The sequence below is a fragment of the Paenibacillus sp. FSL H8-0315 genome, from assembly GCF_038005365.1.
Lineage (GTDB): Bacteria > Bacillota > Bacilli > Paenibacillales > Paenibacillaceae > Paenibacillus_AQ > Paenibacillus_AQ odorifer.
The window spans coordinates 4546180-4572179 of record NZ_JBBOTA010000001.1 but is presented as its reverse complement, the minus strand read 5'-3'; the positions used below and the strand labels follow the sequence as shown (position 1 = coordinate 4572179).

Here is a 26000-nt window from a genome sequence, read left to right as displayed (position 1 = left end):
TCTAATGTTCTAGCCAATCTCCTCTACACACTAAAAAAACCCTTACGGACGAGAAACTGTCCTATCGGGCTAGGTAATATTGTAACTTATAACGTTTCGTGCAGCAGTTGCTTTAGATCACAAAGTAATAACTTATTGAGAGGTCACTTATTAAGGAGATACTTATTGAGAAGTCACTTATTGAGAAATCGCTCACTGAGAAGTCACATATTAAGGCAACTATGACTAAGGAGACTCTTAATTGCACTATATACAACTATTAAGCGTAAAAAGAGAACTCCTGAGCAAATAAGTGTATTCTGTGCAACTAAAAATCATCATTCCTAGACTAAAAGGGAGAAAATCAAATAATAACTGCACAAAGTACAACTAAATCCCAGTTCGATCGCTGAAAGGGAATTTAACTGCACATTCTGCAACTAAATGCTAGGGAGTCACGCTAGATTGACTCTGCCACTCAAACTTCCTAGTCTCGCTAAAGATCGGCTAGATTCTCTCTCCCACTCAAGCTTTCTAGTCCAGCTAGCTAGACTAGCGTGCTACCTCCTAGCCCCCCTCCATCACCTCAACCGTCCTAGATTGCTCCGCAGAGCTATCGCTCTTCTCTTTCTGCGCGGGCCACAGCACGCGCCCGAATGCGATGCCCAGCACACCAATCAGAGCGATTACGATGCCAAAATTCAAAAAGATACGGCTAGGCCCAGCAACCTGCACCATCACTCCGCCAAGGAGTGGCGCGCCGATCATAACACCGCTAAGAATGGTACTCTGAATACCGAACACACGCCCTGTCATGTGCGGGGGTGTTTCTTTTTGCAGACAATAATTGAAGGTGATCATAAACATTCCATTCCCGAGACCCAATAAAAATCCTAGCAGCAATACAGTAAGGATGGAGACTCCCGGCTGAAGCAGGCCCAGCCCTCCGACCGATATCCCAATAAGCGCGTAACCCGTACCCAGCTTCCAGCCGTAGCCTGTTCCACTGTTCAATTTGTTCAGGACCATGATCATGAATACAGCCCCCACGCCTGTTGCCGCAACAAGCCAGCCCAGCATAGATTCCTCAGAAGGTGCAATAATTCTGAATAGACTAGTGAACTGGAAATCGATCATCTGAATGGCCAACGCACCAACTAAACCAAACAGCATGCTGTTTAGAAGCAGTCTGCTGCGCAGCATAAAGCTCCAGCCTTCCTTCCACATCGTGCGTAGAGCAACACGCTCCTCTTGATCCCCCTTACCTTCTGTGCGAACTTGTTCTACATCACTTTTCTTAACTGTAAGTAGAAGCAAATAGGAACAGCCTCTAAGGCAAGCATTGATTAATATACACCACTGTGGCGTAAGAACAGACAATGCGAAGCCGCCCAGTAAAGGTCCCGCGATTTTCGAGCCTTGATTCACAAGCCCATTAAGCGAGGTGGCTTGGAGCAGCTGATCTTCTCTAACCATACTACGGGTCATCGACTGCTGAGCAGGCACGTTTAACGTAGAAATGGCAGCACGCAACATCAGTAATGGGAGCAACCACACCATACTGGGTGCAAATAATACGAATACGGTTAACAGTGCCGTAAGCAGATCACACATCCGCATCAGCTTCAGCTTGTTCAGTCGGTCAGCCACTACCCCTGCGAACGAACCCAGCAAAATTCCCGGCAAAGCTATGGAGACCGGAATCAAAGCCAGCATTAGCGGGCTGGCCTGCCAGCGGTACCCTACGAGTACCTGAATCGCCAAGGCGTCAAACCAATCCCCAAAGGTCGCTGTCGCAAATGCGCTGTACACACGCATATACACCTTGTTCTTAAGCAGGCTCGTGCCTGCTTGTGTTGAAGCATTCATTAAACATTCCTCCAAATTACAATTAAGAACTTATTAGCATGACCTTAATGTAATGGAGAATTGTCAGAGAATTATCAGGGGGCAGTCAGGGGGCGGTCACAAGGTTCGTAAGCACGGTATCCAAGGATTGTTCTAACCGATGGAACCCCCGCTCTTCCTTCTCTCGTTCAAATAAATTCACATATTTGTGATACAAAGCGGGCTTGGGTGGAAATTGGTTACAATAGTGAACAATTCGATACAATGCATATATCCGCATCGGCACGAACCCTGACATCTCAAGCACCTGAAGTGCCTCATCCAACAGTTGCTCGGCTTCACGCCAAGACTTGCGCCGTAGAAACCACAAGCCCCTTGTAACTTTATAACTACCGATCTCACGCAAATAAGGTTTCTCCAGCAAAAGCGCTTCAATGTCTGTTGCCATCCGTTCTATTACGTGATCTTCTGTTCCCATCCACAAGTGTGCAAGCATTTCTGAGGTCGCCGTAATAGGAATGAAACTCTCATACCCCGGCTCTTTAATCACTTCATATGTTAGCTTTAGTCGTTCCAATGCTTTTTCCGGTTGCCCAGCCAGTATGTACAAATCCAGAATATTAAGGATCTCCACTTCTCGATGCTGAGGCGGCAAAAGAATCTTTTTCTCAAGGACTAACTCGCAGAACTCTAGTTTTTTCTTAGGATCACCCAATAGAACATAACAGATTAATAAGGAATAAAACCGTTCCTCTATCCCCACCTCGGTTGTGTTCAGCAGCCAATCCAAATCTCCCTGTACAAAATGAATATAGATCGAATAAAACGGATCCATCGCATACCCCAAAACATCCTGTTGGCGTGCGAGGATTAACATCGAGCGACCTTGGCCATATAGGTGATATTTCTTGAATACTTCCCGCATCGTCTTTTGCATCTCTAAGTCATATGTAGTCGGATTGGCCATAGCAGCTGAGGGCTCCTGCATAGTCAGACTATAACCAAATCCCCGAACAGTCTTAATATCTAAGTCTTGAAGCTTGCCTAGCTTTTTACGAAGCCGATAAATATGATCATCTACCGTTCGCTCTACCGGATATTCAAGCGGCCATACTTTATCCAATAGTTGTTCTCGACTGAATGTACGCCCTCTATTTTTGTACAAGAACTGAAAAAGCGTAAATTCTTTTGGGAATAATTCTATCGTTATCCCTTCTGCGGTCACTTTATATTCACTTTCATTTAATTCCAGCTGCATGATAGAACCTCACTTTCCCCGAACCCGCTCATTGGTTACATTATAACAGTCCGTCCAAGGCCTACTCCACCTCAAAAAAGAATATACAAAAAGAGCAACCCCCAGATTCCTCTGCATGATTGCTCTCTCCTCTTCTAACCCATACCACTTACCCAGCCATATTGTTAAAAGAATCCTGTTCACTAAATACGGATATATGATCTACTGTACCGGTCGAGCTTGGAATAATAAATTTCAGCTGGTATTGGTCATTGGCTTGATAGGTGTAAATCTTATCCTCTCCGTTCACTTTGGTATCGTCTGACTTGCCGAGTGTTGCCTCAATTTGCTTCAGCGTCAGCTTTTGCAGCGCGGAATCACTTGAACGAACATCGAAGATTAAACTTCCTTTATTAAATCCAAACACGACATGTCTGTCAGTGTAGGTAGCATAAATACCTTTTCCCGCTGACTCCTGTTGATCAGGTTTGCCCCAATCCGCTTCGACCTCATCAATAAGTCCGGTATGAGCGGCATATTTTACACCAGGCACCTTCCCTTTTTTGGCAAGCTCGAATAACTCTTTAAGCTGTTTGTCGCTATTTTGTGAATTTGAGCTGGTTGAATCTTTATCAGTCTCCGTAGGGGAGGAAGTCGCTGCTGGTGCAGTTTCTGGTGCAGTTGCTGGTGCAGTTTCTGCTGGGGTGCTTGATGGACTAACTTCCGGCTCAGAGGATGCTGTTACAGCCGTTTCTGTTGGGGCCGTTGCCTGGGATTCTGAATTCCCCGCCTCATTGTTCGAACTGCATCCAGCAAGCCCAATCATTCCTGCGAGTAGGATAGAGCCTGCTATTAATTTTATCTGTACTGACATGATGTCATCTCCTTAGTGGATTACCTTAAAGTCGACTTGCAAAAAATGAAACTGAACATACAGACGAGGTGAAAATCAAATAGTTGCAGGATAGCGGCAATACTTCTGGCTAACCCTCTTTTACCCATATCTACAAATATAAATTCATAAACACTCTATTTTTCTACATAAAACCCTTTTTTCCGACACCTAACTCAAGTAAGTTTCTCTTTTAAAATCTCCACATAACTCCATTTAACTATAAACTCGTGAACTCATAAGCTCATAAACTCATGAACCATATGACCTTAGACGTCATTCCCAGCCCCGAAGGGTTTCATTGCAGAACGTACAATAGAAAGGAGCTAATCCTGCTTAAAAAAGCAATCCATTGCATTCTGTGCAATAGATTCCAACAGTAAACCCATATCCGGCGTTCCGGCGTCCTTCTGAGTACACGAACTGTAATCGCGACATTTGTTGAAGAATTTTCCATCCAAACGCAACCTTAATCCTCCAAGCCGCATCTTATTAGTAAAGGGAGGGGAGCTGCATCTGAATATTATAGAGAGAATTGTGGCAAAAGATGAGTCAGCTCTCCGCCTGTTAATGGACGAATATGGAGATATGCTGCTACGAACCGCTTCTTTATTGCTTAAAGATAGACAAAGTGCCGAAGAAGCGGTACAAGATACTTTTATTCAAGCTTATACCAAAATGAGTCAGTTACAGGAGCCGGACCGGCTGAAGGCATGGCTGATACGGATAGTGGTCAATCGCTGCCGCATGAGGCAACGGACTTGGAGCTGGCGTAATATTTTCCCGGCGGGAGGGTCAGAGCTGCAAATTAACGAAGATGCTGACTTCACAGCCGGAGCAGAAGAGCTTTTTATGGTGGAATGGCATAATGTCAGGCTCGCCGAGTCCATGAGAAATCTTGATTATCTATACCGGGAATGTCTGACGTTATATTACTTTCATGAGATGAGTATCCGGGAAATTTCCGAGCAATTAAATACATCTGAAAATACGATCAAATCCAGACTCGCCAGAGGCCGGACGCTCTTAAAAAAGATTTTGGTGAAGGAGGGACATTTCTTATGAATACAGAACGCGATACGGTCAAAAAGCAGCTGGATGAAGAATTAAAGAACCTCCAGTTCACTGGACACGACCGGGTCATTAAGCAGACTCACCCTCCAACCTTTGGAGCCCGTTTATTGGCGCTGTGGAATAAAGAAATTGAGATCCCTGTCAAACCTATAGGTGCGATCGGTGCCATAATTCTAATCGTTTCGCTGACCCTGCATCAGCCAGAGATTAAACAGCAGCCACAACAAAATACCCCGCAGCGTGTAAACCGAGAACTAATCGAAGCTGGAGGCAATACGTATTGGAAGGATATCTACGAGCAGGCGGTGAAAAAACATGAGAATTAAGATAAAAATCAAACATCTGGTGTTATTCGTGTTGCTCCCTGCCTCCCTGCTTATTCTTCTGTTTAACTTCTTACCTTCACAGGCGCAGGTAGATCAGAGCACAGCTATTCAATCTAACATTGCTAGGACTGATCTTCTGCAAAAGCTGGCTTCCACAACCGGGAGTAAACGTATCGAGCTAATTCGTACAAACATCCTTGATAAGGATCACAGCTATGATCCCTACAGATATGACGTTAATGTCAGTCCTTCGATGAGCCAGTGGAGTAATGATGAAACCCAGCGTTCCGGTTTGTTACCGGAGGACATAGTACCTTTACTTGAGGAATATATCCTTGAGGGGCCTTCGGATAATACACGTATATTTGCGGCTAAGCAGTTAGCTTATGAATATGATGCTCTTGGCCGAAAGGAAGATGGAGATCAAGCGCTAATCACCGCAACGAAACAGTTAAACAGCAGCTCCTCTGTAGCTAAACAGCTGGAGCTCCTTCGAGCGGAGCGGGCCCTAAATAGTGGCGATATAATAACCGCTGAAACAATTCTTGAACAAACCCCCTTTCCATCCGAGTCTCAGGAAGAGCTAAACGCACAAAAAGCATGGCTTACCGGGCGTTTACTCTTTACAAAAGGCAAAGCACAGGAAGCACTTGCCGTAGTAAACGATGGCTTGGAGAGCTACAAAAAATTCTGGCAGGATATTCATAAACAAATGAACGCTGCCACCAGCAGTTCGAACGAAGGCTCCACAGACAATACAGGATCAGCAGCAGCACCAGAAGCTGGAACTTCAGATACTGAAAGACAGCTGGAATCGCTTCGAACCGCAATTCAGTCTGCTATAGATATGGGAAATACCTCAACTGCTGTCGTCTCCGGTACCCTTACACGAAGCGATGGCACCCCAGTTCCGCGGGCTGGTATTTTTCTCCGCGCTGAAAGCGAAGTTAACCATAGCATCACTTCTGCTGAACCGTACCGAATCGTCACAGATGCTGAAGGACGTTTCGAATTTCACGGTGTGATTCCTGGCTTTTATCAATTACAGCTTGGACTTAGCTATGATCAGATCGACGGCTGGACTTGGCCTGTACAATATGACGATTGGATTGAAGTTAAACCGGATGACAGGTTGAATGAGAGCATAGTTCTACAACCTCTGCTTGAGCTGCAGTCTCCCATTAATCAGGAAACCCTAACGGGCAAGACCATAGATTTCCGCTGGAAAGCTGTTGAAGGTGCAGCTTACTATCGTTTAAGCGGTGGCGGGGAGGGGGCCGTGTTGGGCGTACAAATTCGGGATCGTATTGTAGATAATCATATCTCCATTCCTGTAGAAGAACTTTACGATGGCAGCGGTTTTTCCTATGGCAGCAGGGGAGATGGCTGGGAATCTATTGACCCCCTCTCCCTTCTCGGATTTATGAATCCCGAAGTGCGCTTTTCTTGGAATATTGAAGCCTTAGATGCAGATGGACACTTGATTACCCGCAGTAATGGCTACAGATTGAACGAAGACACCGTCGGCAATCTGCCGTTCTTTTATCTCAAGGAAAGAGAGCTTACTACGGCTGACCAACTCTTACTGGATAAGCAAACGGATCAGGCACTAGAAATGTACCAACAAAATATTGCCGATGACCCACAGGATGTTCATGCCCTGCACATGCTAGTAAAGTTGATGCTGGCAAAATCATCCCTCACAAAGGATACAACATTAGAAGATAAGGCGATTCCTTTACTCGAAAAGCTAATACAACTACAGCCTTCTACTAATTACGCCTTCACATTATCGCAGTACTATTTTGACCATGCGGACTGGAAGTCGTATAACGAATATTATTCCTACTACAACGAACTAAACCGACCCAATACTAACGGTTATGTACTTTCTATTAACGCCACAGCACTCATGCAACAAGGGAAGCTGGAAGAAGCTCGTAAACAATTCGCCATCGCCCTAAAGTATGATGATAGCCATCGTTTTATTGGCAGCTTTTTGGCGGCAGAATTATACGCTGGTGAATCACTCTCTTCGGTAATGACACTTGCTGAGCGTTATCCTGAACTCAGCTTTGGTCATAGTGGGTATCGCTGGCCACAAATGATTAAACAACTGTTAGCGGAACGAAAAAATCAACCTAAAGTCTTTGAGCAAGAGTTAAAAGAGAAGCTTGGATGGTATGTGAATGGTCAAACTGATGAGTTAAAGCAATGGATCGCAAATGTCAAACCCTCCGCTTTGAAGACCTTTATGCAGGCAGTTTTAGAGGTAAGCTAATTCATTAAAATAAACAAAAATCCGGTCCCGCTCGACAAATTCGAGCATGGACCGGATTTTTAATTACACATAATCTTTTATTTAGATTTAGCTTCCATCATGTAATTCTGGAAATCCGTGATACTTGGGTTAGACATATAGTGGCCACCCTCTACTTCAATCGTTTGGCCTGTGATGAATTTGGATTCATCCGATGCCAGGAACAAAACCGTATTGCCGATATCATCAGCTTCACCGTGATAAGGAAGCGCGTTGAATTTTTGGAAAATATCCAATACCGCTGGCGGCATATTTCTTGCAGCGGCAGGTGTTAGGATCAGCCCTGGTGCCACCCCGTTACAACGGATTTTGTCTTTACCATATTGTGTAGCGATGTAACGAGTAAGGTTCACAACAGCTGCCTTAGAGGAGCCATAAGCAGTACGCAATGAATCCCCAGCAAATGCTGACATCGAAGCTGTGTTAATGATCGAGCCTCCGCCCGCTTTAATCATATGAGGAATAGCAAACCGGCTGCCTAACAGAACACTTTTGGTATTTACGTTCATCAGGCGATCCCACTCTTCCAAATCTATATTGACCACATCAAGGTCTTTTTGCAGATTAGTTAGACCTACATTATTAAACAATATTGTGATGGTGCCATACTGAGCAACTGTGAAGTCAACAGCTTCCTTGATCGAATCCGCTTGGGAGGCATCTAAGAAAAGACCTTCAGCTTCTCCGCCTTCATTTTTAATCTTAGATGCTGCTTCTTTGGCTGCTTCCACATTAAAATCGGCAATAACAACCTTTGCTCCTTCTCTAGCTAATAGAGTGGCAGCTGATAAGCCAATACCTGAAGCGCCTCCAGTTACTAATGCAACTTTACCTTGAACTCTTCCCATGTTCATACCCCTTTATAATGTTATTGTGCTTCTAAGATGACTTGGTTTATGTTTCAGAGCTATCAAAGCTCGTTAACAACTTCTCATAGATTTTCAAGAATTGCTGCAGTTCCTCCTCATTGAGCTTTTGGAACATTTCAGCTCTTAGCTCCTGTCCCTTAAGCTGTGCTTCTTTCAGAACGTCTTTTCCTTTGTCCGTGATAGATAGAAGTACATTCCGTCGATCATCTTCGTTATATTTTCGCTCGGCCATCCCCTGCTTAATCAGGCGATTAGCAATGTTAGTCATTGCTCCCGGCGTATATCCTAGTCTCTTAGCCAAAATAGTCTGCTTCAAGGGGCCTTTTTTATTCAATTCGCCCAAGACTAGAACTGGAGATATCCCAATATTGTGATCAAATGCGTTCATCCATCGGACAATAACTTCATTCGTAAATAATTCAACTGCATGTATTAGCTTAAAAATATCTGGATTTTCCAAGAGGTTCTCCTTTGGCATTCATGATGATCGGCTGCTTATAAAAGTATTTTAACACTAAAATATTTAATAGTAAAATACCTAATATAAAAAAAAGAATGCTTGGTGAAAAGCATTCTTCAAATTGCGGATTTCTCAACAACATAAGTGCCAGCCAGCAAATCGTGAATCGCACGTTTACGGCGATGTAATCCAACCAACAAGTAATCCACCAGCATGATTGGACCCAGGATTTGAGTGAGGTCAAAAGCCAAATCCGACCATAAGGATAATTTGGCGGAAATAACGGTAAAGTCATAGCTGCTGACCGCAATTACCATTGAAAGAATCATACTAATCATTCGAAAAACATTTCGAATCAGAGCTTCCTTCACTGTAGGGTAATTCCCTTGCTCATTGACAATTTTTATTTTTAAAATCAGCTTCCCTGGAGTTCCGCCAAATCTAACGATCATAAAGATATCAAATGCGATAAACAAAATGTACTCCAGGATAATAGGTATCTCCGAGTGTAATGAAACAGCTAATGAATTGAGTATCAAGTATACGATAACCCCAGGTATTCCAATGACCAAGAAATCAAGAATGGAAGCCAGCACTCTTTTCCAAAACCCTATAAAATTCTCCTGATCCAAATGCTCGGGTAGAATGTTATCCATGCAAGCACTCCTCTCTCTATCATTTGCTTTGTCGCTCAATCCCTATTTAACAATCCCTTCCTCAGATGCTCTTGGATAATGGACTCCAGCTCTTTGTTATTTTTCACAATTACCCGTTTATCAGACAGAGTATCCGTTAACTCTATAATCCTATGTGCGGCCTCCTGATCATATCCACGGTTCCATTCAAAAATCATCACATACAGATTCTTAAATGACTGCTTGTAATTCGCTTGCTCTAAACCCAGTCTTGTTTTTATAAACCTTGTAAACACTCTCAAATCCCTGATCACTTTATTAGGATTCAAAATAACGATTAAGTCAGCAGCTTTAAAACTCTCTTGTCCCCATTTGTAATGTGCGCCTTCCAGAATCCATGAGGGTTTATCAAGGATTTCCTCCAATTGGGCATCTCTTGCTTCAACTGAAAAGCGCAAATTCTCGGCACTTCTGTCCCATACCAAGTTGTCAGTCTCGTAATACTCTACACCGTATTTTTTAGATAACTCCCGGGCGATATAGGATTTGCCGCTGCCGCAAGCTCCAATGATTCTAATCTTCATAAGCTCAGCCTAGCCCTATCGGCAGGATTATTAGTCCTATAGAAATTACGGTGATTATTCTTGTGGTGAGGAGCGTTAGCTTTTGATTCTTCTCTGATTTATACCAGCCTTTAAACTGAAAATGATTCCGGTACAGCATAAAAAATAACAATAAATTCCCGAGTCCCATACTCCAGTTATACACGGGCTGACCAAATATCAATTGATAGATCAATCTTTCTGCCCAACCCAAAACTAATAAAGTCAGCACAAGCAATATACATAATCGAAGTAATTCCAATATAAAAGAGCCCAATTTCAGCAATTCTGCAACCATCCTCTCAAGGTTTCTTTATCGCCAAAAAAAATCCACATTCCTCCAAATTATACACCTTACACCTTACGACTCCTACCTAAAAACACAACCTGCCCAAGATAAATTTATCCTGAGCAAGGTTGTGTTTTTTATCAGCTTAGGAGGATGCGGGTTTCCCCTCGCCCCTTAGTTCCTGTATTTGTCGCTGCAAATTAACGATTTCCGCCACTAGCGCTGCATTCTCCGCCTCAGAATCCACACCGCTACTCTGAATCAGCTGATTCAGACGTAGCTGCAGGAGGGCAAGGTTATCCTCCCGAGCCTGTTCTATACCAGTAAGCAGACGGGTTCTGTCTTTTGCGAAGTATTCAGCATACGTTCCTTGAAAAAACTTTGGTGCCTGAGACGGCTCTAATATCACCAAGCGATTAGCCACTTTAGAGTGAAGATAACGGTCATGCGAGACCATTACTAACCCGCCGGGATACACCATAAGTGCCTCTTCTACTCGTTCCCTAGTGTCAATATCCAGATAATTAGTGGGTTCATCTAAAACCAATAAATTCGCTTTTCCAAAATACAACTTGAGAAAAGCCACACGGCATTTCTCTCCCAGACTCAAATCCCCAATCCGTTTAAATACATCGTCCCGCGTAAATAAAAAGCAACCCAGAATCGTCCGCGCCTCCGTTTGGGTCATTCCCGGCAGTTCAAGCAAGCTATCCAGAATCGTAGAGTTCATTTCTAAGTTATCTAGCTCTTGTGCAAAATAACCGATTGTCGTCCGTGGATGCAGCCGCACTTCACCTTTTGTAGGCTTATTGATCCCTGCAATCAATTTCAGCAGCGTAGACTTTCCAACACCATTAGGACCCAGAATAGACAGTCGGTCTCCCCGGTTTAGCGACAAACTGAAATCCCTAAGAAAAGGCGCACTGCCCTCATAGGCAAACTCTATCTCACGGAGTGTCAGTAAAGAATCTGCCAGAAACTCTTCGCTTTCCAGCTTCATCTTCAGCTTGCCAGTCTCGCGGGGCAATTCTACACGGTTCTTATTTAACCGTTCCAGTGCAGCTTCCTTGGCATGGAAACGAGACACATTCTTCTTGGATTTCGAACGCAGAAAATCATTTTGTCCGGCAGCACGATGCGCTTGCTGGAACCATTCTGCATACCGCCTAATGCTCTCAAGCAGCTTCTCCTTTTCTTGCTCTTGCTTTTTATATTGTCCCTCCAATGTTCTCAGCTCTATAGTCTTCTGCTCCCGGTATTGTGTATATCCACCCGAATAACGCCGGCATCCCTCCGGACTAAGCTCCAGCACAGACGTCGCAGTTCGATCAATAAATGTACGATCATGTGATACATAAAACACGGTTCCAGGGTAGGTGCACACCCAATGCTCCAACCACTCCATCGTTTCTCCATCTATGTGATTGGTCGGTTCATCCAGAATCAATAGCTTGGGCTGCCGGGCTAATAATGCTGCTAATTGCACCCGTGTCTTTTGCCCTCCACTAAGTGAGGCGTATGGCAAATCCCAGACTGCATGTTCAAGCTTGAGCTGCTTTAGACTTTTTTCCGCTTTGACCTCCCAGCCATATCCATCAAGCTGCAAGTAACGATCGTACACCTCTGCATATTCAGCCAATTCAGCTTCGTTATCAGCTTTCTGCTCCTGCAGTCTCTGACTGAGGGCTTCCAGCTGGCGTTTTAATTCAGGCAGCTGTGCTGACCCTGAAAGAACGTAGTCCAATGCGGTTACTTCCCCCGGTACCTCAAGCTGTTGATCGAGCACACCCCATTCTTCAGATGGCAAACCATGATAGATACTTCCCTCTTCAAAAGTAAGCCGACCGATCAGCCCCTTAAGCAGTGTGGTTTTGCCAATCCCGTTTCGTCCGAATAAAAGCACGCGCTCTCCCTCTGCTATCTCAAAGGATACCTCCTTAAATAAAGGGATCCCATTCCATTCCTTACGTAAATTCTTCACTTTAATTATAGTCATCTTTCATTCCTCCGATTTCATTGCAAATAAAAAACCGCAGCCAACGGTCTGCGGTCGAATAGCGTATGAAGGGGGAATGTGCCCAGACATGGATAGACTACGGCCGTGTTCACCTGCTGGATGCAGAGTAAACCAACACAATAGATAGAACTATCCATATAAAAGCATCGTAAGACCCCCGACCGACACACGTATCCCTGACCGTTATCACCCTGCGCGGGTGCTCCGTGACTTGTGCATATGCACTTCACAAACTTTATGGTCTGTTTCAGGAAACGTGTTAGTTATTCATCAGTCGGTGGCCCTCCGTAATTGTCCGTATTTTAGAATAAGTACAGTATATAACAATTTAAATCAGAAATAAAAGGCCAAGAACAATTATAACTTAATCTTTACCACCTGAGTCTGCGCATTCCACTGCACCTGAACAGCGAATAAATCAGGTAAGATACTCAGCGGAATTAGTAATCGGTTATTTTCGTTGCGTGATGGTAAAATCGTAATGGATTTCCCATTCACAATAGCCTTATTGGATAATGGCTTATGTGTCACCGTACGATTGCCGATCGTAATTATCAGTGCTCCTGTCCCCGCTTCACTCTGCAAAGTACCACCCAGTAAGGCCACGGATTCTCTCAGCGGAACAAACACACGGGAATTTTCCAATATAAAAGGATCCTTCAGCTTTGTTGTCGTCCCATTGATCTCAAAAGTTCCCGCAAACTTATTACTTCCCACAGAGTACCCGTTTTTAGTTGCAATATTCTCCATAGCCAGTGTGCTCGTTGTAATGATAACTCGAGTATTCTTGGCTACTTTTGGATACAGCCAATGAATATCATCATTATGCATTCGAATACAACCGGCGCTAACGTACTTCCCTATCGATGACTCATTATTATTGCCGTGAATCGCATACGTCGTGCCATAGGTCCCGTTCACTTCCAGCCCCAGCCAGCGGTCGCCAAGCGGATTGGCCGGATCCCCACCGGGAATTTTCTCTTTGTAGTAGGGTCTGTTTTTTACTTTAACCACCATTTTGAAGCTACCTTCTGGCGTCAGTTCCTTCGACTTTCCTGTGGCAACCGGAAAAGTCTTCACCAGCTTGCCGTCACTGAAATACGCGAGTTTGTTTGTTTTTTTGTTCACGATAATCAGATCTGAGCCAGCAGCTTCCACCCTTCCAACTCCTGTAAAGCAAGCAGCGAACAAAAGTCCAAATACAAGCATCAGTTTAATGTTCCGCTGTAAAAAAGTTTGAAACCGGCCTCCCGAAAAGCATAAATTCATCTTGCTCCACCTCCGTTATATAAAGACGAAATCATTTCAAATATGTTGCGTACCAGCCTGTACCTATTCTTTTCAACTCGTCCACTCCCGCTTGACGCAGAGATTGCAATACTGTAACCAATGAAAGCACGACAAAAAGCCGACCTTTAGATACGTAAAGCTCAGCACGCGCATAAACACATAAGTTGCGGACTCCAGAGACCCTATTTGCAACAAATCCGCTGTTTTGAGATGCTATCGGACTCCAGCGCAGTTATTTGCTCAAATACCCTCGAATTCCTTGCTCTTCACGACCAATAGTGTCTCTCAGGTCCGAAACTCGCTCCAAAAGGCCTAAAACACGCGAATAGCTGCATCTGAGTCCGTTAGCACAGTTCTACCTTGCTCTTTCCTATGTCTCTAACATTTCTGCCCTACGTCTCATACATTACTACGTTCATTACTGCGTTCATTACTGCGTCCGCTCATTTGCCTGTTACCGTTAGCACAGTTACCTACCACATCTCCACCACATCTCCACTACATCTCCACCACATCTCCACCACATCTCCACCACATCTCCACCACATCTCCACCACATCTCCACCACATCTCCACTACAACTCCACCACGCTCCTGACGCTCCAGCCCCAAACTAACTGCGCTGCACATTTGCCCGTATCTCATTCTCCCGAAGCTCAACGCACCAGCCCCAAACTAACTACGGTTTTACCATCGAAGATCAGCTAGCGCATAAGCGCATAAGTTGCGGACTCCAGAGACCCTATTTGCAACTATTGCGCTGTTTTGGGATGCTATCGGACTCCAGCGCAGTTATTTGCTCAAATACCCTCGAATTTCTTGCTTTTCAGGACCAATAAGGTCTCTCGGGTCCGAAACTTGCTCAAAAAGGCCTAAAACACGCGAATAGCTGCATCTGAGTCCGTTAGCACAGTTATCTACTCCCACACCCCACCACGCTCCTAACGCTCTAACACCAAACTAACTACGTTTTTACCATCGAAGATCAGCTAGCGTATTAGTTGCGGACTCCAGAGACCCTATTTGCAACAAATTTGCTGTTTTGAGATGCTATCGGACTCCAGCGCAGTTATTTGCTCAAAACACCTCGAATTCCTTGCTTTTAGGACCAATAAGGTCTCTCGGGTCCAAAATTTGCTCAAAAAGGCCTAAAACACGCGAATAGCTGCATCTGAGTCCGTTAGCAAACTAGTTCATTTTTGATTGGTAGTTGGTTAGTTTCTAGTTCGTTTCTTATTAGCTACTACTCGTCCCTACCTCCTCCCTATCTCTTTGTCAGCTCGTTTCTACTCCCTTCCGCTCTTCCGCTCTTCCGTTCTTCCGTTCTTCCGTTCTCCCCTCCCGCTCTCCCTCCATCCCCATTACACGCAAAAAAAGCCTTGATTCTCTAAATAGAGAATCAAGGCTTTCTAATTCGACCTTACACCCACCACATACCCTGAGGCTGGTCATGAATAAGAATGGATTGCAAGTTGGTTACTGCACGTTGGAAGCCTTCGTCAACCGTCATAAGAGGGTCTTCGTGCTCGATACTCACCACGTAATCATAACCGTAAGTGCGCAGCGCGCTCATGATATCTGACCACTCAGATATGCTGTGACCGCAACCAACGGAGCGGAAGGTCCATGCGCGGGTCTGCACATCGCCATAAGGTTGCATATCGGTCAGACCATACATATTGATGTTGTCTTGATCCAAGTAAGTATCCTTGGCATGGAAATGGTGAATCGCGCCAGCTTTACCGAGAATCTTGATAGCACCTACAGGATCAATACCTTGCCACCACAGATGGCTCGGATCCAGATTAGCTCCGATAGCATCGCAGGTTGCTTCTCTAAGCTTCAAAATCGTATAAGGAGTATGGCACAGGAAGCCGCCATGCAGCTCGATGCCGATCTTAACGCCATGCTCCTCGGCCAGCTTGCCGATTTCCTTCCAGTAAGGGATCAGCTTATGTTCCCACTGCCAGGTTTTGATGTCGCTGTACACGGTAGGCCAAGGTGTGACTGGCCAGTTCGGTGCTTTTGCCTCATCGCTGTCCCCAGCCGTTCCCGAAAAAGTGTTCACGACCTTAACACCCATGAGTGAAGCCAGCTTGATCGATTTACGGAGAATTTCATCCCCGGCGCGGGCTTCTTCTTTATCTGGTGAAATCGGGTTATTATGGCAACTGAAGGCACTGATCATAATGCCACGCTTCGTGAACTTTTCCAAATATTCTTGACGTGCTGACTCGCTCGCAAGCAGCTCATCTGTCGGACAGTGAGCATTACCGGGATTACCGCCCGAGCCGATCTCTACCGCATTCAAACCTGCGGCGGCGATTTTATCTAACATCTCGTCAAGACTCAAGCTTCCAAATACAGGATCAAATACGCCTAATTTCATTTATACGACCACCTTTTCTTTGATAGGCTCTAAGGCTTCAGAATGTCCGTAAACCGGATAGTCACGTTTCGTTGGTGCACACCAGTTCACGCCATTGATGATAACTTTTTGAATATCCTTGTTGTAATAGGTTGGATAAGATTCATGACCAGGCTGGAAATAAAAGATCTTCCCGCTGCCTCTACGGTAGGTCGATCCGCTTGGGAAGACGTTGCCGCCTTCGAACCAGCCGACAAATACAAGACTCTCTGGTGCTGGCACATCAAAATGCGCACCGTACATTTCCTCTTGCTCCAAGTCGATGTATTCACCAATGCCCTCAGCAATCGGGTGACTTGGGTCCATGACCCACAGACGCTCCTTCTCCTCAGCTTCACGCCATTTCAGATCGCAGCTGGTGCCCATTAATTTAATAAAGATTTTGGACATATGGCCCGAATGAAGCACTACAAGTCCCATACCTTGCAGCACTCGTGCATGTACACGATTTACAATCTCATCACTTACTTCATGATGGGCGATATGTCCCCACCAGATCAGTACATCCGTGTTATCCAATACCTCTTGCGTCAGTCCGTGCTCTGGTTCATCCAGCGTAGCTGTCTGAGTCTCCAGTCCTGCCTCTTGAAGAAAACTTGCCAGTTGTCCATGAATACCTTGCGGATAGACCTTAAGAATTCTTTCTTCCTGACGTTCATGACGGAATTCATTCCATACGGTTACTCTTGTCACTTGAGACACGCTCCTAGTTCATATTTATCTATGACCCTCGAATTTGCTTGATTATTCAAAAAACACAGGCATTCCAGTTTCAGAGGATTTATAAATAGCCTCCAAGATGCGAGTCACAACCAACGCCTGCTCCGGCTTCACTACAGGCTCGGTGTCATTTACAATGCTGTCAATCCACTGAGCTGCCTCTATCACCGCAGGATCATCTCCTGCACCATCATAAAAGTCGACGCCACCGGCATCCAGACCGATATGCTTTTCAAAGGTTTTACCGTAGGCTTCTCCGTTAATGCGCAGACCCTTCTCCATATCTGCTCCGCCTTCAGTTCCACAAAGTACCGTTTTGGCCTCACCGACATCGAGTGTATTCAGTGCCCAGCTTGCTTCTAAGACGATGGTAGCCCCATTCTCCATAGTGATGAATCCAATGGCGGAATCCTCCACTGTAAACTTCTCAGGATCCCACGGGCCCCAAGCATTTGCAGCATTTTTACGACCGGACAGCTTATGATAAGCGTTGCCCACGACATATTTAGGTTTGTAATTATCCATCATCCACAGGGTCAAATCGAGCGCATGGGTGCCGATATCAATCAACGGACCGCCGCCTTGCGCTTCTTCATCCAAAAACACACCCCAAGTTGGGACAGCGCGACGACGGATAGCCTTAGCTCTGGCGTAATAGATCTCACCAAGCTCATTATTCTCACATACCGCATGCAGATAAGCTGAATCTGGTCTGAAACGGTTCTGATAACCGATGGTCAGCTTTTTCCCAGTTCGCTCTGAGGCCTCGATCATCGCTTGTGCTTCTGCCGTGGTTTTAGCCATCGGCTTCTCACACATTACGTGTTTGCCTGCTTCCATAGCCGCAATGGAAATCTCCGCATGGGAAATGTTCGGCGTACATACATGAATCACATCTATACTTGCATCGTTAAGAAGCTCTTTATAATCTGTGTAAACTACGGACTGCTCATCTCCAAACTCCGCTTTTGCCTTCTCGGCACGTTCAGCGACGATATCACAAAAAGCAACCATTCGCGCACCTTCTACTTTTTTTAACGCTGGCATGTGCTTGCCGTTCGCAATACCTCCGCAGCCGATAATTCCTACTGTTAAAGTCATTCTGGTCTAACCTCCACTTATTCCTGTTTTGATATCTCTATCATACAAATCTGAGGAAGGGCTTTCTTCCTGTAATCTTGCTGTATTATTCCCGAATATTGTCTTGTGGTATTTCAGCGGGGATATCCCCGTTGCTTCCTTGAAAAAATGATGGAAGGTCTTCACGCTGCCAAACCCGGCTGCTTCCGCCACGGCAGACATCGGCAGATCTTCATTGATCAAGATCCATTTGGCTTTGTTAAGCCGGTATTCGTTTAAGAACGCGATAAAGGTCATGCCCGTGTTTTTCTTGAACAATTTGGTAAAATAATAAGGACTAAAACCCATATAATTAGCTACCTCATTCAGCGAAATAGCCTCCTGATAATGCTGCTCCACATAAATAAAAATCCGCTCTAGTCTCTCCAGTGTTTCCCTCGATTGATTCAGTGTATCTTCTGAGAACTTAGGCTGTTTATTGATCGGACTTTTCGGTACCTCACGTAAAATAACGGTCAGCAGTTCAAATAATCTAGCCTTGATTAGAAAAACATACCCTTCTCTTCGCTGTACATCTTCCTCGTAAATACTCTCAATCAGCCCTTTGACCTTCGCGGCAGTTGCCACGGGCCATCTAGAACTGGAATACTCCATAAGCGTAAAGACCTCACGAAGTGAGTAGTCATTACCGTTCAAAGCGGCTACTTCTTGAAACAAATTCAGGTCAAATTGAATCACTACCCGTTCACTCTCAGGGGAAGAGAGAAAATAATGCACATCCCCACCATTGATAAACTGAACCTCGCCCTGTTCCATGTGAATAGGGGTATCATTAATTCCCAGATTCAGGCTTCCTTTGGTAACATAGATAATTTCAATTTCTTTATGCCAATGCGGATAACACAACGTATCACCATTGCAAAGTAAACTGCGGTAAGGAAAGTGCTTATCCACATCCGGAATCTCGAGATAAATATTCATAAATACAACTCCTTATCCGAGTAAATCATTAAAACCAGGGCTTGCATGCCATATTTAAAAGTTTTACGTAAGCGTTTACTCTCTAAATGTTAGACCTCCAATATTCTTTTGTCAATTACATGTACAAATGATCTGTACAATCAAGTTATCACCTAAAACTAAACTGTGCTCTCTCCATTATTTTAAGTAATTTTTTGGTATATGTATCGCTTTCATTCTATTAAAAGAACTCTTGGTTTTACGTAGCTTTGATCATTTTTTTATATTTAAGTACAGTTGACAAAAATACCTATCAGGATTTATATTCAGGGTAAGCGTTTACGTTGTTCGTTGAATATAAATTCATTATTCACTACGTAAGCGTTTAATTCAAGGATAACCGTAGTTTAAGGAGCTCATAGGAATGAACCCAACGATTAAAGATGTTGCACAGAAAGCGAACGTTTCCATTGCCACGGTCTCTCGCGTGCTAAACAATTTAAGTGGGTATTCGGACAAAACGAAACAAAAGGTAAATGAGGCGATCAAAGAAATTGGTTATCAACCTAACGCGATTGCTCGTGGCCTAATCAATAAGCGTACGCAGACTATAGGTGTAATGTTTCCAAGTGTTTCCGGAGCTTTCTCCTCCAATCTGCTTAAAGGCATTGAGGAATTGGCCAATGACCGAAATTACAGTGTGATGGTTTGTAATACCGATCAGGATGGTAAGCGAACGCTGAAGTATTTGCAGTTGCTCAGAGAGAAGCAAGTCGATGGCATTATTTTTTCAAGTGAAGTCTTGAAGAAAGAATATTACGATGTGCTAGAAACCATGAAAATCCCAGTTGTGCTGGTCTCTTCCCAAACGGAATTTGCCAGTGTACCTTACGTAAAAGTAGATGATTACCAAGCTGCCTATGATGCTATCCTTTACTTAATTTCTAAAGGTCACAGAAAAATAGCCATGATCAGCGGAGATCAAAACGATATTATTGCGGGTGCACCCAGAGCTGAGGGATATCGTAAAGCACTTGAAGCAAATGGCATACCTTTTGACAGCCGTTATCTAACTTTTGGAGACTTTCATTATGAAAGTGGGAGTATTGCAATGGAAGCTCTCTTGGATCAAGCTCCTGATCTCACTGCCGTCTTTGCCGCTAGTGACGAAATGGCGATTGGCGCCCTTTCCACTGTCATCAAATATGGTTTAAGCGTTCCTGAAGATATCTCTATTATGGGGTACGATGATCTCGGAATGGCTAAAATGGTTATTCCACCGTTAACTACAGTTCGTCAGCCACTGTACGATATTGGTAAGATCGCTGTGGAAAAACTGATCCAAATGATTGAAACGGGCGAGACTGTGAATAGCAGAATCGTCGACCACCTAATTGTGGAAAGACAAACGGTAAGAACACTTACCTAAGTCTTTTGTCAATATAACGTAAACGTTTACTCTTTATCTTAATGTATATCCTCCGCCTATAAGTAGCAGAATATCTATTAAGTATATGTTCAGAGTAAACGTTTACCCTTCTCTTCATCATCAGAATAACAAATTATTAGGAGGAATTATCATGAAAAAAACAATCAAACCTGTAGTGGTTAGCCTAGTGGCTATGTCCGTGCTTAGCGCCTGTGGCAATAACGCGGCTGACAACAGCACAAATAGCAGTGGGAATTCCTCCGGTGAAAAGGTAAAAGTCGAATTCTTCCAAGGTAAGTCTGAAGCCAAAGCCACCTTCGACAAGCTAGTCGCGAAATTTAATGAAGCCAATCCGAACATCGTAGTCACTCAAGTGAACCCGCCGGATGCTGAAACTGTGCTGAAGACTCGTGCGGCTAAAAAAGACATTCCTGATGTCGTGGGTATGGGTGCCACCGACACCTACAAAACTTTATCCGCAAGCGGTCTGTTTGAAGACTTCACTTCTGATCCGCTAGCTAAGAATATTCAACCTGCCTATGTCCAAATGATGAAAGACCTGACGGGTACAGACACGTTGAATGCTCTTCCATTCTCCTCCAATGCAAGTGGGGTCATATACAATAAAGCGATGTTCGCTGAAGCGGGCGTTACCGTACCAACAACCTGGGATGAGTTCATGACTGTCGCTCAAAAGTTCAAAGATAGCGGTAAGAATGCTTTCTATCTGACTTTTAAGGATGCTTGGACAACACTTACACCTTTCAATTCCCTCTCAACGATCATTAAAGGTAATGATTTCTTCAAGGAGCGTACAGCAGGCACTGTAACCTTCGCAGACAGCTTTAACGAGGTTGCCGAAAAACTGCTTAAGCTGACGGAATACGGACAGAAAGATATCTTTGGAAAGAATTACAATGACGGCAACACAGCATTCGCTAAAGGCGAATCAGCAATGTACCTGCAAGGCGTATGGGCGATTCCAGAAATCGTGAAAGCCAATCCATCCATTGAACTTGGCGTATTCCCGTTCCCAGCGACAAATGATGCTGCCGATGCTAAGGTCATTTCTGGCGTAGACACATTACTGACTATTTCCAAGAACACTAAACATAAAGAAGAAGCCAAGAAATTCATTGACTTCCTACTTCAACCTGAGAATGTCACCCTATACATCAACGAACAAAAAGCATTCCCAGCAGTACAAGGTGTAACACAGGATGATCCAACGATGGACGGATTCAAAGCATCTTTTGAAGCAGGTAAACTCGCTGACTTTGCTGACCACTACATTCCAAGTGCAATGAAAGTTGAAACCATCAACCAAGCCTTCTTACAAAAGAAAGATATTAATGCTTACCTAAAACAGCTTGATACAGAATGGGATAAAGTAGCTGACCGGAAATAACCAGATCAGACAAACATGAACCGCGAAAGAGAACGGGGCTTCCCCTCTTCTCTTTCGCTTTTACAATGAGGAGGATTACATGATGGCCAAACGCCGAGTCGCCTTTTATCTGATGACTATACCGGCATTACTTCTTTTCTTTGCCTTTCATACCTTTCCTGCACTGCAGGGTATATATTATTCGTTCACAAACTGGGACGGCTTTAGTGACAGCTTTGATTACGTAGGATTTAAGAACTTCGTCAACATTTTTCAAGACGAAAATGTGTTGAATTCATATGTGTTCACTTTTAAATATGCCATCCTGACCACTATTCTTATCAACATCATCAGCTTGTTGATTGCGTTAGGACTAAATGCGAAAATTAAAGCCAAAAACTTTTTCCGCGGGGTATATTTCCTTCCTAATATCCTTAGCGTATTGATTGTCGGTTTTATTTTTAACTACTTGTTCGCTAATGTATTCCCTATTTGGGGTGCGAAACTCGGCAGTGAATTTTTATCACAGAACATTCTCGGTAACTCGGACTGGGCTTGGATCGGTATCGTCATTGTAGCCGTTTGGCAGGGGATTGCTTATAACACGATTCTCTATCTGGCGGGTCTGCAGACCATTCCTCATGATCTTTACGAAGCTTCCAATCTGGACGGCGCTAGCCGCTGGAGAGAATTCTGGAGCATTACTTTTCCAATGCTTGCTTCCTTCTTCACGATCAATATGGTGCTCGCGATGAAGGGCGGCCTGATGGTATTCGACCAAATCGTTGCTTTGACAGGTGGGGGACCAGGACGTTCAACTCAATCCATTGCCCACTTAATCTACACAGGCGGCTTCCAAGGCGGAGAATTTGCCTACCAATCGGCGAACGCCGTGATTTATTTTATCGTGATCGTCGTTATCTCCGCCCTTCAGCTTAAATTTCTGCAGAAACGGGAGATGGACTTATGATTAAAAAATCAACCAACTGGCCTGTAACGACGCTTATCGCCCTAGGCTCACTGCTGATTCTTTTTCCGCTTTACATGACTATTGCCATCGCGCTCAAGAATCCCGAAGAAATGGCTCAATCTATCTTTTCGCTGCCGACTGGCCTGCATTTTGAGAACTTCGCCAATGCGATTAAGGCAACGAATTTCTTCAATGCTTTAGGAAATAGCACCATTATTACTATTACGACTGTTGTGTTCATATTGCTTACCAACTCCATGGTAGCCTATGCTATTGCACGTAATATGAAGCGGAAATTTTTCAAAGTGCTTTACTTCTATTTTATCAGTGCTATGTTTATCCCTTTCCAGATTATTATGCTGCCTGTGGTCAAAGTGACAACGGATCTGCACATGAACAATATTGTAGGGATTATTATTCTATACGTTGTTTATGGTCTGGCCTTTAACGTTTTTGTATACACCGGCTATATCCGCTCCATTCCGTATGAATTGGAAGAAGCGGCTACAGTAGATGGCGCATCGACCTTCGGAACGTTCTGGAAGATTATTTTCCCACTCCTCGCTCCTGTCAGTGCAACAATCGGTATCCTGTCTTGTTTATCGACTTGGAATGACTTTATGCTACCGCTGGTTCTGCTCGGAGATCAAGATTCCTACACGCTTCCGCTTGTACAATATGTCTTCCAGGGCCAGTTCAGCACGGATTTTAACTTAGCATTTGCTTCATATCTGCTCGCATTAACCCCGATGCTCATCGTCTATTTGTTCGCGCAAAAATGGATTATCAGCGGACTAACATCTGGATCCATTAAATAACTAAGATTTATATAGAGAGATAGGAGAGTTATACATGGATAAGAAATGGTGGAAAGAAAGCGTAGTGTATCAAATTTACCCCCGCAGCTTCAAAGACAGTAACGGGGATGGCATTGGTGATCTGCAAGGGATTATCTCGAAACTCGATTATCTAAATCATCTTGGTGTCGACGTAGTCTGGTTGTGCCCAGTGTACCAGTCGCCTAATGACGATAACGGTTATGATATCAGTAATTATCAAAGTATTATGGATGATTTCGGAACGCTCTCCGATTGGGAGGAACTGCTAGCTGGACTTCACAGCCGCGGCATGAAGCTGATTATGGACCTTGTGGTCAACCATTCCTCAGATGAACATGCCTGGTTCGTGGAGTCCCGCAAATCGCAGGATAATCCTTATCGTGATTATTATATCTGGCGTCCTGGTAAGGACGGACAGCCGCCTAACGACTGGGGCTCCTTCTTCAGCGGATCGGCTTGGGAATTGGATGAGAAATCGGAAGAATATTACCTCCATCTCTTCTCCAGAAAACAACCAGACCTGAATTGGGACAATCCAAAACTGCGCCAGGAAATCTATGATATGATGACCTGGTGGCTGGATAAAGGAATTGACGGATTCCGCATGGACGTGATCAACCTGATCTCCAAAGTACCGGAATTACCTAGCGTTTCTACGGAAAGTAACGTAGAACAGCCTACTTACCACTTCGGTGGAGACTATTTCGTTAACGGTCCCCGCGTACATGAATATATGCAGGAAATGAACCGTGAGGTGCTATCCAAGTACGATATCATGACAGTGGGCGAAGCTGTTAATGTTACTCCAGAAGAAGCTTCACTGTATGTTTCCGAGGATCGAAACGAGCTGAACATGGTATTCCATTTCGAGCTCATGGATGTCGATTCCGGTGCTGGAGGTAAATGGAATGTACAGCCTTGGAAACTGGCGGACATTAAGTCCATTATTTCCAAGTGGCAAGTTGCACTGGACGGTAAGGGTTGGAACAGCTTGTATATGAACAACCATGATCAGCCGCGTATGTTATCCCGCTTTGGGGATGATAAGCTGTTCCCGAAAGAGTCTGGAAAAATGCTGGCAACACTGCTTCACACACTCCAAGGTACACCTTACATCTATCAAGGTGAAGAAATCGGCATGACAAATGTACAATTTGCTTCCATCGATGACTACAAGGATATTGAAATTCTAAATATGTATAAGGAATACTTGGCTGCCGGTCACTCGGAAGAAAAAATCATGAATTCCATTTACATCAAAGGTCGGGACAATGGCCGTACGCCGATGCAATGGAACTCGGAACCGCAGGCAGGCTTCACCACCGGCACACCGTGGCTGGCTGTGAACCCTAACTACGAAGATATTAATGTGGAGCAGGCTCTGGCAGATCCCGATTCTATTTTCCACTACTATAAGAAGCTAATTGAGCTGCGTAAGCAGCATGAGATTATCGTATACGGAAGTTATACAATTCTGGCTGAGGAGAATGAACAGGTATATGCTTATCTGCGTACTCTTGGAGAAGAACAGCTACTGGTTGTATTGAATTTCTTCGGAGAGCCCGCGACCTTCGAACTTCCTTCTACTGTGAAATTCCAAGCGAAGGAATTGCTTATTGCCAACTACGAAGTAAATCCAGAAGAAGAACTAAACACAATTCAGCTTCGTCCTTATGAAGCTCGTGTGTATAAGCTTAATTAAGTACCCCCTTGCATGAAAAAACAAAAAGGAGCCTCCGGGCTCCTTTCTGCTTTTTCATAAACACTTTTGAGTTATAGACTTACATTTTAAACCGTTCCTTTTACCGGATTGACCTGTACCTGTCCCGCGTTCAATTTCTCAATAATCGCCAGTAAGAAGGTTTCGGCTAGGCTGTTCTTTTTAATCGCTCTGGCGGCTTCTTCCAAGGTAAACCATTCAGCATGATCAACCTCAGTACTCACCTGGCTCAAGTCCTCCGAATCTGCAACACCTATAAAATTCAGCATTAGCGTATTGGATGGTGCGAAGTACAAGCTGCGCATATATTCATAAGCGACAATATCAAGTCCTACCTCTTCTTTTACCTCACGTACGAGAGTCGTTTCCGCATCTTCACCTTTGTTCACGTATCCTGCGAGTAATATATAGTCTGGCCGATTATATTGCTGAATTAATAAAATCTTGTTTTTCTCCCTGTTTAATACTGCTGTACTAATCGCCGTGCTGAAAATAGGGAATCGGAACATTTCACACTCATTGCAATAAGGTACCTGCCCTTCCCCTTCACTTTCTTTCATTACTAACTCTGTCCCACATTCCAGGCAATACTTCAAACTGATCGCTTCCTTCTATTCTAAGTTAGCCTA

Annotated in this window: 24 protein-coding genes; 8 read left to right on the top strand and 16 right to left on the bottom strand. The window is 44.3% G+C overall.

Translation table 11 applies throughout. The features are described 5' to 3' along the window. Positions 1–546: 546 nt before the first annotated feature. The 3 genes from MHB56_RS19820 to MHB56_RS19810 all read right to left on the bottom strand — a co-directional run bounded on the left by MHB56_RS19820 (position 547) and on the right by MHB56_RS19810 (position 3938). The gene (locus MHB56_RS19820; protein ID WP_341143902.1) at positions 547–1848 is read right to left on the bottom strand and encodes an MFS transporter; all 1302 of its coding nucleotides are present in this window, start codon (positions 1846–1848) and stop codon (positions 547–549) included. A gap of 85 nt (positions 1849–1933) precedes the next feature. After that, positions 1934–3085 (bottom strand): winged helix-turn-helix domain-containing protein, encoded by a 1152-nt coding sequence (locus MHB56_RS19815; protein WP_341143901.1) that lies wholly within the window; start codon positions 3083–3085, stop codon positions 1934–1936. A gap of 148 nt (positions 3086–3233) precedes the next feature. Further along, positions 3234–3938 carry a YjgB family protein gene (locus MHB56_RS19810; protein ID WP_341143900.1) on the bottom strand — a complete coding sequence of 235 codons (705 nt, stop codon included), beginning with the start codon at positions 3936–3938 and terminating at the stop codon, positions 3234–3236. Between the two features lie 555 nt (positions 3939–4493). Between MHB56_RS19810 and MHB56_RS19805 the strand changes: the two genes are divergently transcribed. From MHB56_RS19805 to MHB56_RS19795, 3 genes are read left to right on the top strand one after another with little or no spacing between them, the layout of a single operon-like run. Beyond that, positions 4494–5021: an RNA polymerase sigma factor gene (locus tag MHB56_RS19805; protein ID WP_341143899.1), complete on the top strand. Its 528-nt coding sequence runs from the start codon at positions 4494–4496 to the stop codon at positions 5019–5021. Beyond that, a complete protein-coding gene (locus tag MHB56_RS19800; RefSeq protein WP_076307400.1) occupies positions 5018–5356 on the top strand; it encodes a hypothetical protein in 339 nt (112 codons plus the stop codon). Before MHB56_RS19805 ends, MHB56_RS19800 begins: the two co-directional genes overlap by 4 nt. Then, positions 5346–7637, top strand: coding sequence for a carboxypeptidase-like regulatory domain-containing protein (locus MHB56_RS19795; protein ID WP_341143898.1), 2292 nt, complete (start codon positions 5346–5348; stop codon positions 7635–7637). Before MHB56_RS19800 ends, MHB56_RS19795 begins: the two co-directional genes overlap by 11 nt. Before the next feature lie 77 nt (positions 7638–7714). Here MHB56_RS19795 and MHB56_RS19790 read toward each other — a convergent pair whose 3' ends face one another. From MHB56_RS19790 to MHB56_RS19735, 12 genes are all read right to left on the bottom strand, one after another. Continuing rightward, a complete protein-coding gene (locus MHB56_RS19790; RefSeq protein ID WP_076129551.1) occupies positions 7715–8524 on the bottom strand; it encodes an SDR family NAD(P)-dependent oxidoreductase in 810 nt (269 codons plus the stop codon). A gap of 46 nt (positions 8525–8570) precedes the next feature. Continuing rightward, positions 8571–9005: a MarR family winged helix-turn-helix transcriptional regulator gene (locus MHB56_RS19785; RefSeq protein WP_036680418.1), complete on the bottom strand. Its 435-nt coding sequence runs from the start codon at positions 9003–9005 to the stop codon at positions 8571–8573. Positions 9006–9121: 116 nt separating this feature from the next. Beyond that, complete coding sequence (locus tag MHB56_RS19780; RefSeq protein ID WP_076145486.1) at positions 9122–9661, bottom strand: RDD family protein; 540 nt, start codon at positions 9659–9661, stop codon at positions 9122–9124. A gap of 35 nt (positions 9662–9696) precedes the next feature. Further along, entirely contained in the window at positions 9697–10224 is a 528-nt protein-coding gene (locus MHB56_RS19775) for a hypothetical protein (RefSeq protein WP_076186750.1), read from the bottom strand. A gap of 4 nt (positions 10225–10228) precedes the next feature. Beyond that, the gene (locus MHB56_RS19770) at positions 10229–10528 is read right to left on the bottom strand and encodes a hypothetical protein (protein ID WP_143763941.1); all 300 of its coding nucleotides are present in this window, start codon (positions 10526–10528) and stop codon (positions 10229–10231) included. A 148-nt stretch (positions 10529–10676) separates the two neighbouring features. Beyond that, entirely contained in the window at positions 10677–12527 is a 1851-nt protein-coding gene (gene abc-f, locus MHB56_RS19765) for a ribosomal protection-like ABC-F family protein (RefSeq protein ID WP_248547891.1), read from the bottom strand. A 378-nt stretch (positions 12528–12905) separates the two neighbouring features. Then, a complete protein-coding gene (locus tag MHB56_RS19760) occupies positions 12906–13817 on the bottom strand; it encodes a L,D-transpeptidase family protein (RefSeq protein WP_076129557.1) in 912 nt (303 codons plus the stop codon). Between the two features lie 519 nt (positions 13818–14336). After that, the gene (locus MHB56_RS19755; protein WP_341143897.1) at positions 14337–14483 is read right to left on the bottom strand and encodes a hypothetical protein; all 147 of its coding nucleotides are present in this window, start codon (positions 14481–14483) and stop codon (positions 14337–14339) included. Between the two features lie 775 nt (positions 14484–15258). Then, positions 15259–16227, bottom strand: coding sequence for a sugar phosphate isomerase/epimerase family protein (locus MHB56_RS19750; protein WP_036680409.1), 969 nt, complete (start codon positions 16225–16227; stop codon positions 15259–15261). Then, the gene (locus tag MHB56_RS19745; RefSeq protein WP_076305643.1) at positions 16228–16959 is read right to left on the bottom strand and encodes a ThuA domain-containing protein; all 732 of its coding nucleotides are present in this window, start codon (positions 16957–16959) and stop codon (positions 16228–16230) included. A 51-nt stretch (positions 16960–17010) separates the two neighbouring features. Continuing rightward, positions 17011–18087 (bottom strand): Gfo/Idh/MocA family protein, encoded by a 1077-nt coding sequence (locus MHB56_RS19740; protein ID WP_076129559.1) that lies wholly within the window; start codon positions 18085–18087, stop codon positions 17011–17013. 6 nt (positions 18088–18093) lie between these two features. Continuing rightward, on the bottom strand, positions 18094–19047 hold the full coding sequence (locus MHB56_RS19735) for an AraC family transcriptional regulator (protein WP_076129560.1): 954 nt from the start codon (positions 19045–19047) through the stop codon (positions 18094–18096). A 403-nt stretch (positions 19048–19450) separates the two neighbouring features. Between MHB56_RS19735 and MHB56_RS19730 the strand changes: the two genes are divergently transcribed. The 5 genes from MHB56_RS19730 (at position 19451) to MHB56_RS19710 (ending at position 25353) form a co-directional block, all read left to right on the top strand. Continuing rightward, on the top strand, positions 19451–20455 hold the full coding sequence (locus MHB56_RS19730; protein ID WP_076186767.1) for a LacI family DNA-binding transcriptional regulator: 1005 nt from the start codon (positions 19451–19453) through the stop codon (positions 20453–20455). A gap of 151 nt (positions 20456–20606) precedes the next feature. Beyond that, the gene (locus MHB56_RS19725) at positions 20607–21863 is read left to right on the top strand and encodes an ABC transporter substrate-binding protein (protein ID WP_341143896.1); all 1257 of its coding nucleotides are present in this window, start codon (positions 20607–20609) and stop codon (positions 21861–21863) included. An 82-nt stretch (positions 21864–21945) separates the two neighbouring features. Next, positions 21946–22812 (top strand): carbohydrate ABC transporter permease, encoded by an 867-nt coding sequence (locus tag MHB56_RS19720; protein ID WP_076186771.1) that lies wholly within the window; start codon positions 21946–21948, stop codon positions 22810–22812. After that, positions 22809–23630 (top strand): carbohydrate ABC transporter permease, encoded by an 822-nt coding sequence (locus tag MHB56_RS19715; RefSeq protein WP_175617388.1) that lies wholly within the window; start codon positions 22809–22811, stop codon positions 23628–23630. The genes MHB56_RS19720 and MHB56_RS19715 overlap by 4 nt, the downstream gene beginning before the upstream one ends. A gap of 34 nt (positions 23631–23664) precedes the next feature. Next, entirely contained in the window at positions 23665–25353 is a 1689-nt protein-coding gene (locus tag MHB56_RS19710; RefSeq protein ID WP_076186774.1) for a glycoside hydrolase family 13 protein, read from the top strand. An 86-nt stretch (positions 25354–25439) separates the two neighbouring features. Here the strand turns inward: MHB56_RS19710 and MHB56_RS19705 are convergent, their stop codons facing one another. Next, positions 25440–25967, bottom strand: a complete 528-nt coding sequence (locus MHB56_RS19705; RefSeq protein WP_339281749.1) for an NAD(+) diphosphatase — start codon at positions 25965–25967, stop codon at positions 25440–25442. Between the last annotated feature and the right edge of the window lie 33 nt (positions 25968–26000).

Bases quoted from the DNA above. Each gene is read 5' to 3' on its own strand.
- MHB56_RS19755 (WP_341143897.1), bottom strand. From the start codon at position 14,483: ATGAGATACGGGCAAATGTGCAGCGCAGTTAGTTTGGGGCTGGAGCGT.
- MHB56_RS19715 (WP_175617388.1), top strand. From the start codon at position 22,809: ATGATTAAAAAATCAACCAACTGGCCTGTAACGACGCTTATCGCCCTA.
- MHB56_RS19780 (WP_076145486.1), bottom strand. From the start codon at position 9,661: ATGGATAACATTCTACCCGAGCATTTGGATCAGGAGAATTTTATAGGG.
- MHB56_RS19810 (WP_341143900.1), bottom strand. From the start codon at position 3,938: ATGTCAGTACAGATAAAATTAATAGCAGGCTCTATCCTACTCGCAGGA.
- MHB56_RS19815 (WP_341143901.1), bottom strand. From the start codon at position 3,085: ATGCAGCTGGAATTAAATGAAAGTGAATATAAAGTGACCGCAGAAGGG.
- MHB56_RS19750 (WP_036680409.1), bottom strand. From the start codon at position 16,227: ATGAAATTAGGCGTATTTGATCCTGTATTTGGAAGCTTGAGTCTTGAC.
- MHB56_RS19795 (WP_341143898.1), top strand. From the start codon at position 5,346: ATGAGAATTAAGATAAAAATCAAACATCTGGTGTTATTCGTGTTGCTC.
- MHB56_RS19820 (WP_341143902.1), bottom strand. From the start codon at position 1,848: ATGAATGCTTCAACACAAGCAGGCACGAGCCTGCTTAAGAACAAGGTG.
- MHB56_RS19730 (WP_076186767.1), top strand. From the start codon at position 19,451: ATGAACCCAACGATTAAAGATGTTGCACAGAAAGCGAACGTTTCCATT.
- MHB56_RS19775 (WP_076186750.1), bottom strand. From the start codon at position 10,224: ATGAAGATTAGAATCATTGGAGCTTGCGGCAGCGGCAAATCCTATATC.
- MHB56_RS19710 (WP_076186774.1), top strand. From the start codon at position 23,665: ATGGATAAGAAATGGTGGAAAGAAAGCGTAGTGTATCAAATTTACCCC.
- MHB56_RS19735 (WP_076129560.1), bottom strand. From the start codon at position 19,047: ATGAATATTTATCTCGAGATTCCGGATGTGGATAAGCACTTTCCTTAC.
- MHB56_RS19800 (WP_076307400.1), top strand. From the start codon at position 5,018: ATGAATACAGAACGCGATACGGTCAAAAAGCAGCTGGATGAAGAATTA.
- abc-f (WP_248547891.1), bottom strand. From the start codon at position 12,527: ATGACTATAATTAAAGTGAAGAATTTACGTAAGGAATGGAATGGGATC.
- MHB56_RS19725 (WP_341143896.1), top strand. From the start codon at position 20,607: ATGAAAAAAACAATCAAACCTGTAGTGGTTAGCCTAGTGGCTATGTCC.
- MHB56_RS19740 (WP_076129559.1), bottom strand. From the start codon at position 18,087: ATGACTTTAACAGTAGGAATTATCGGCTGCGGAGGTATTGCGAACGGC.
- MHB56_RS19760 (WP_076129557.1), bottom strand. From the start codon at position 13,817: ATGAATTTATGCTTTTCGGGAGGCCGGTTTCAAACTTTTTTACAGCGG.
- MHB56_RS19790 (WP_076129551.1), bottom strand. From the start codon at position 8,524: ATGGGAAGAGTTCAAGGTAAAGTTGCATTAGTAACTGGAGGCGCTTCA.
- MHB56_RS19720 (WP_076186771.1), top strand. From the start codon at position 21,946: ATGGCCAAACGCCGAGTCGCCTTTTATCTGATGACTATACCGGCATTA.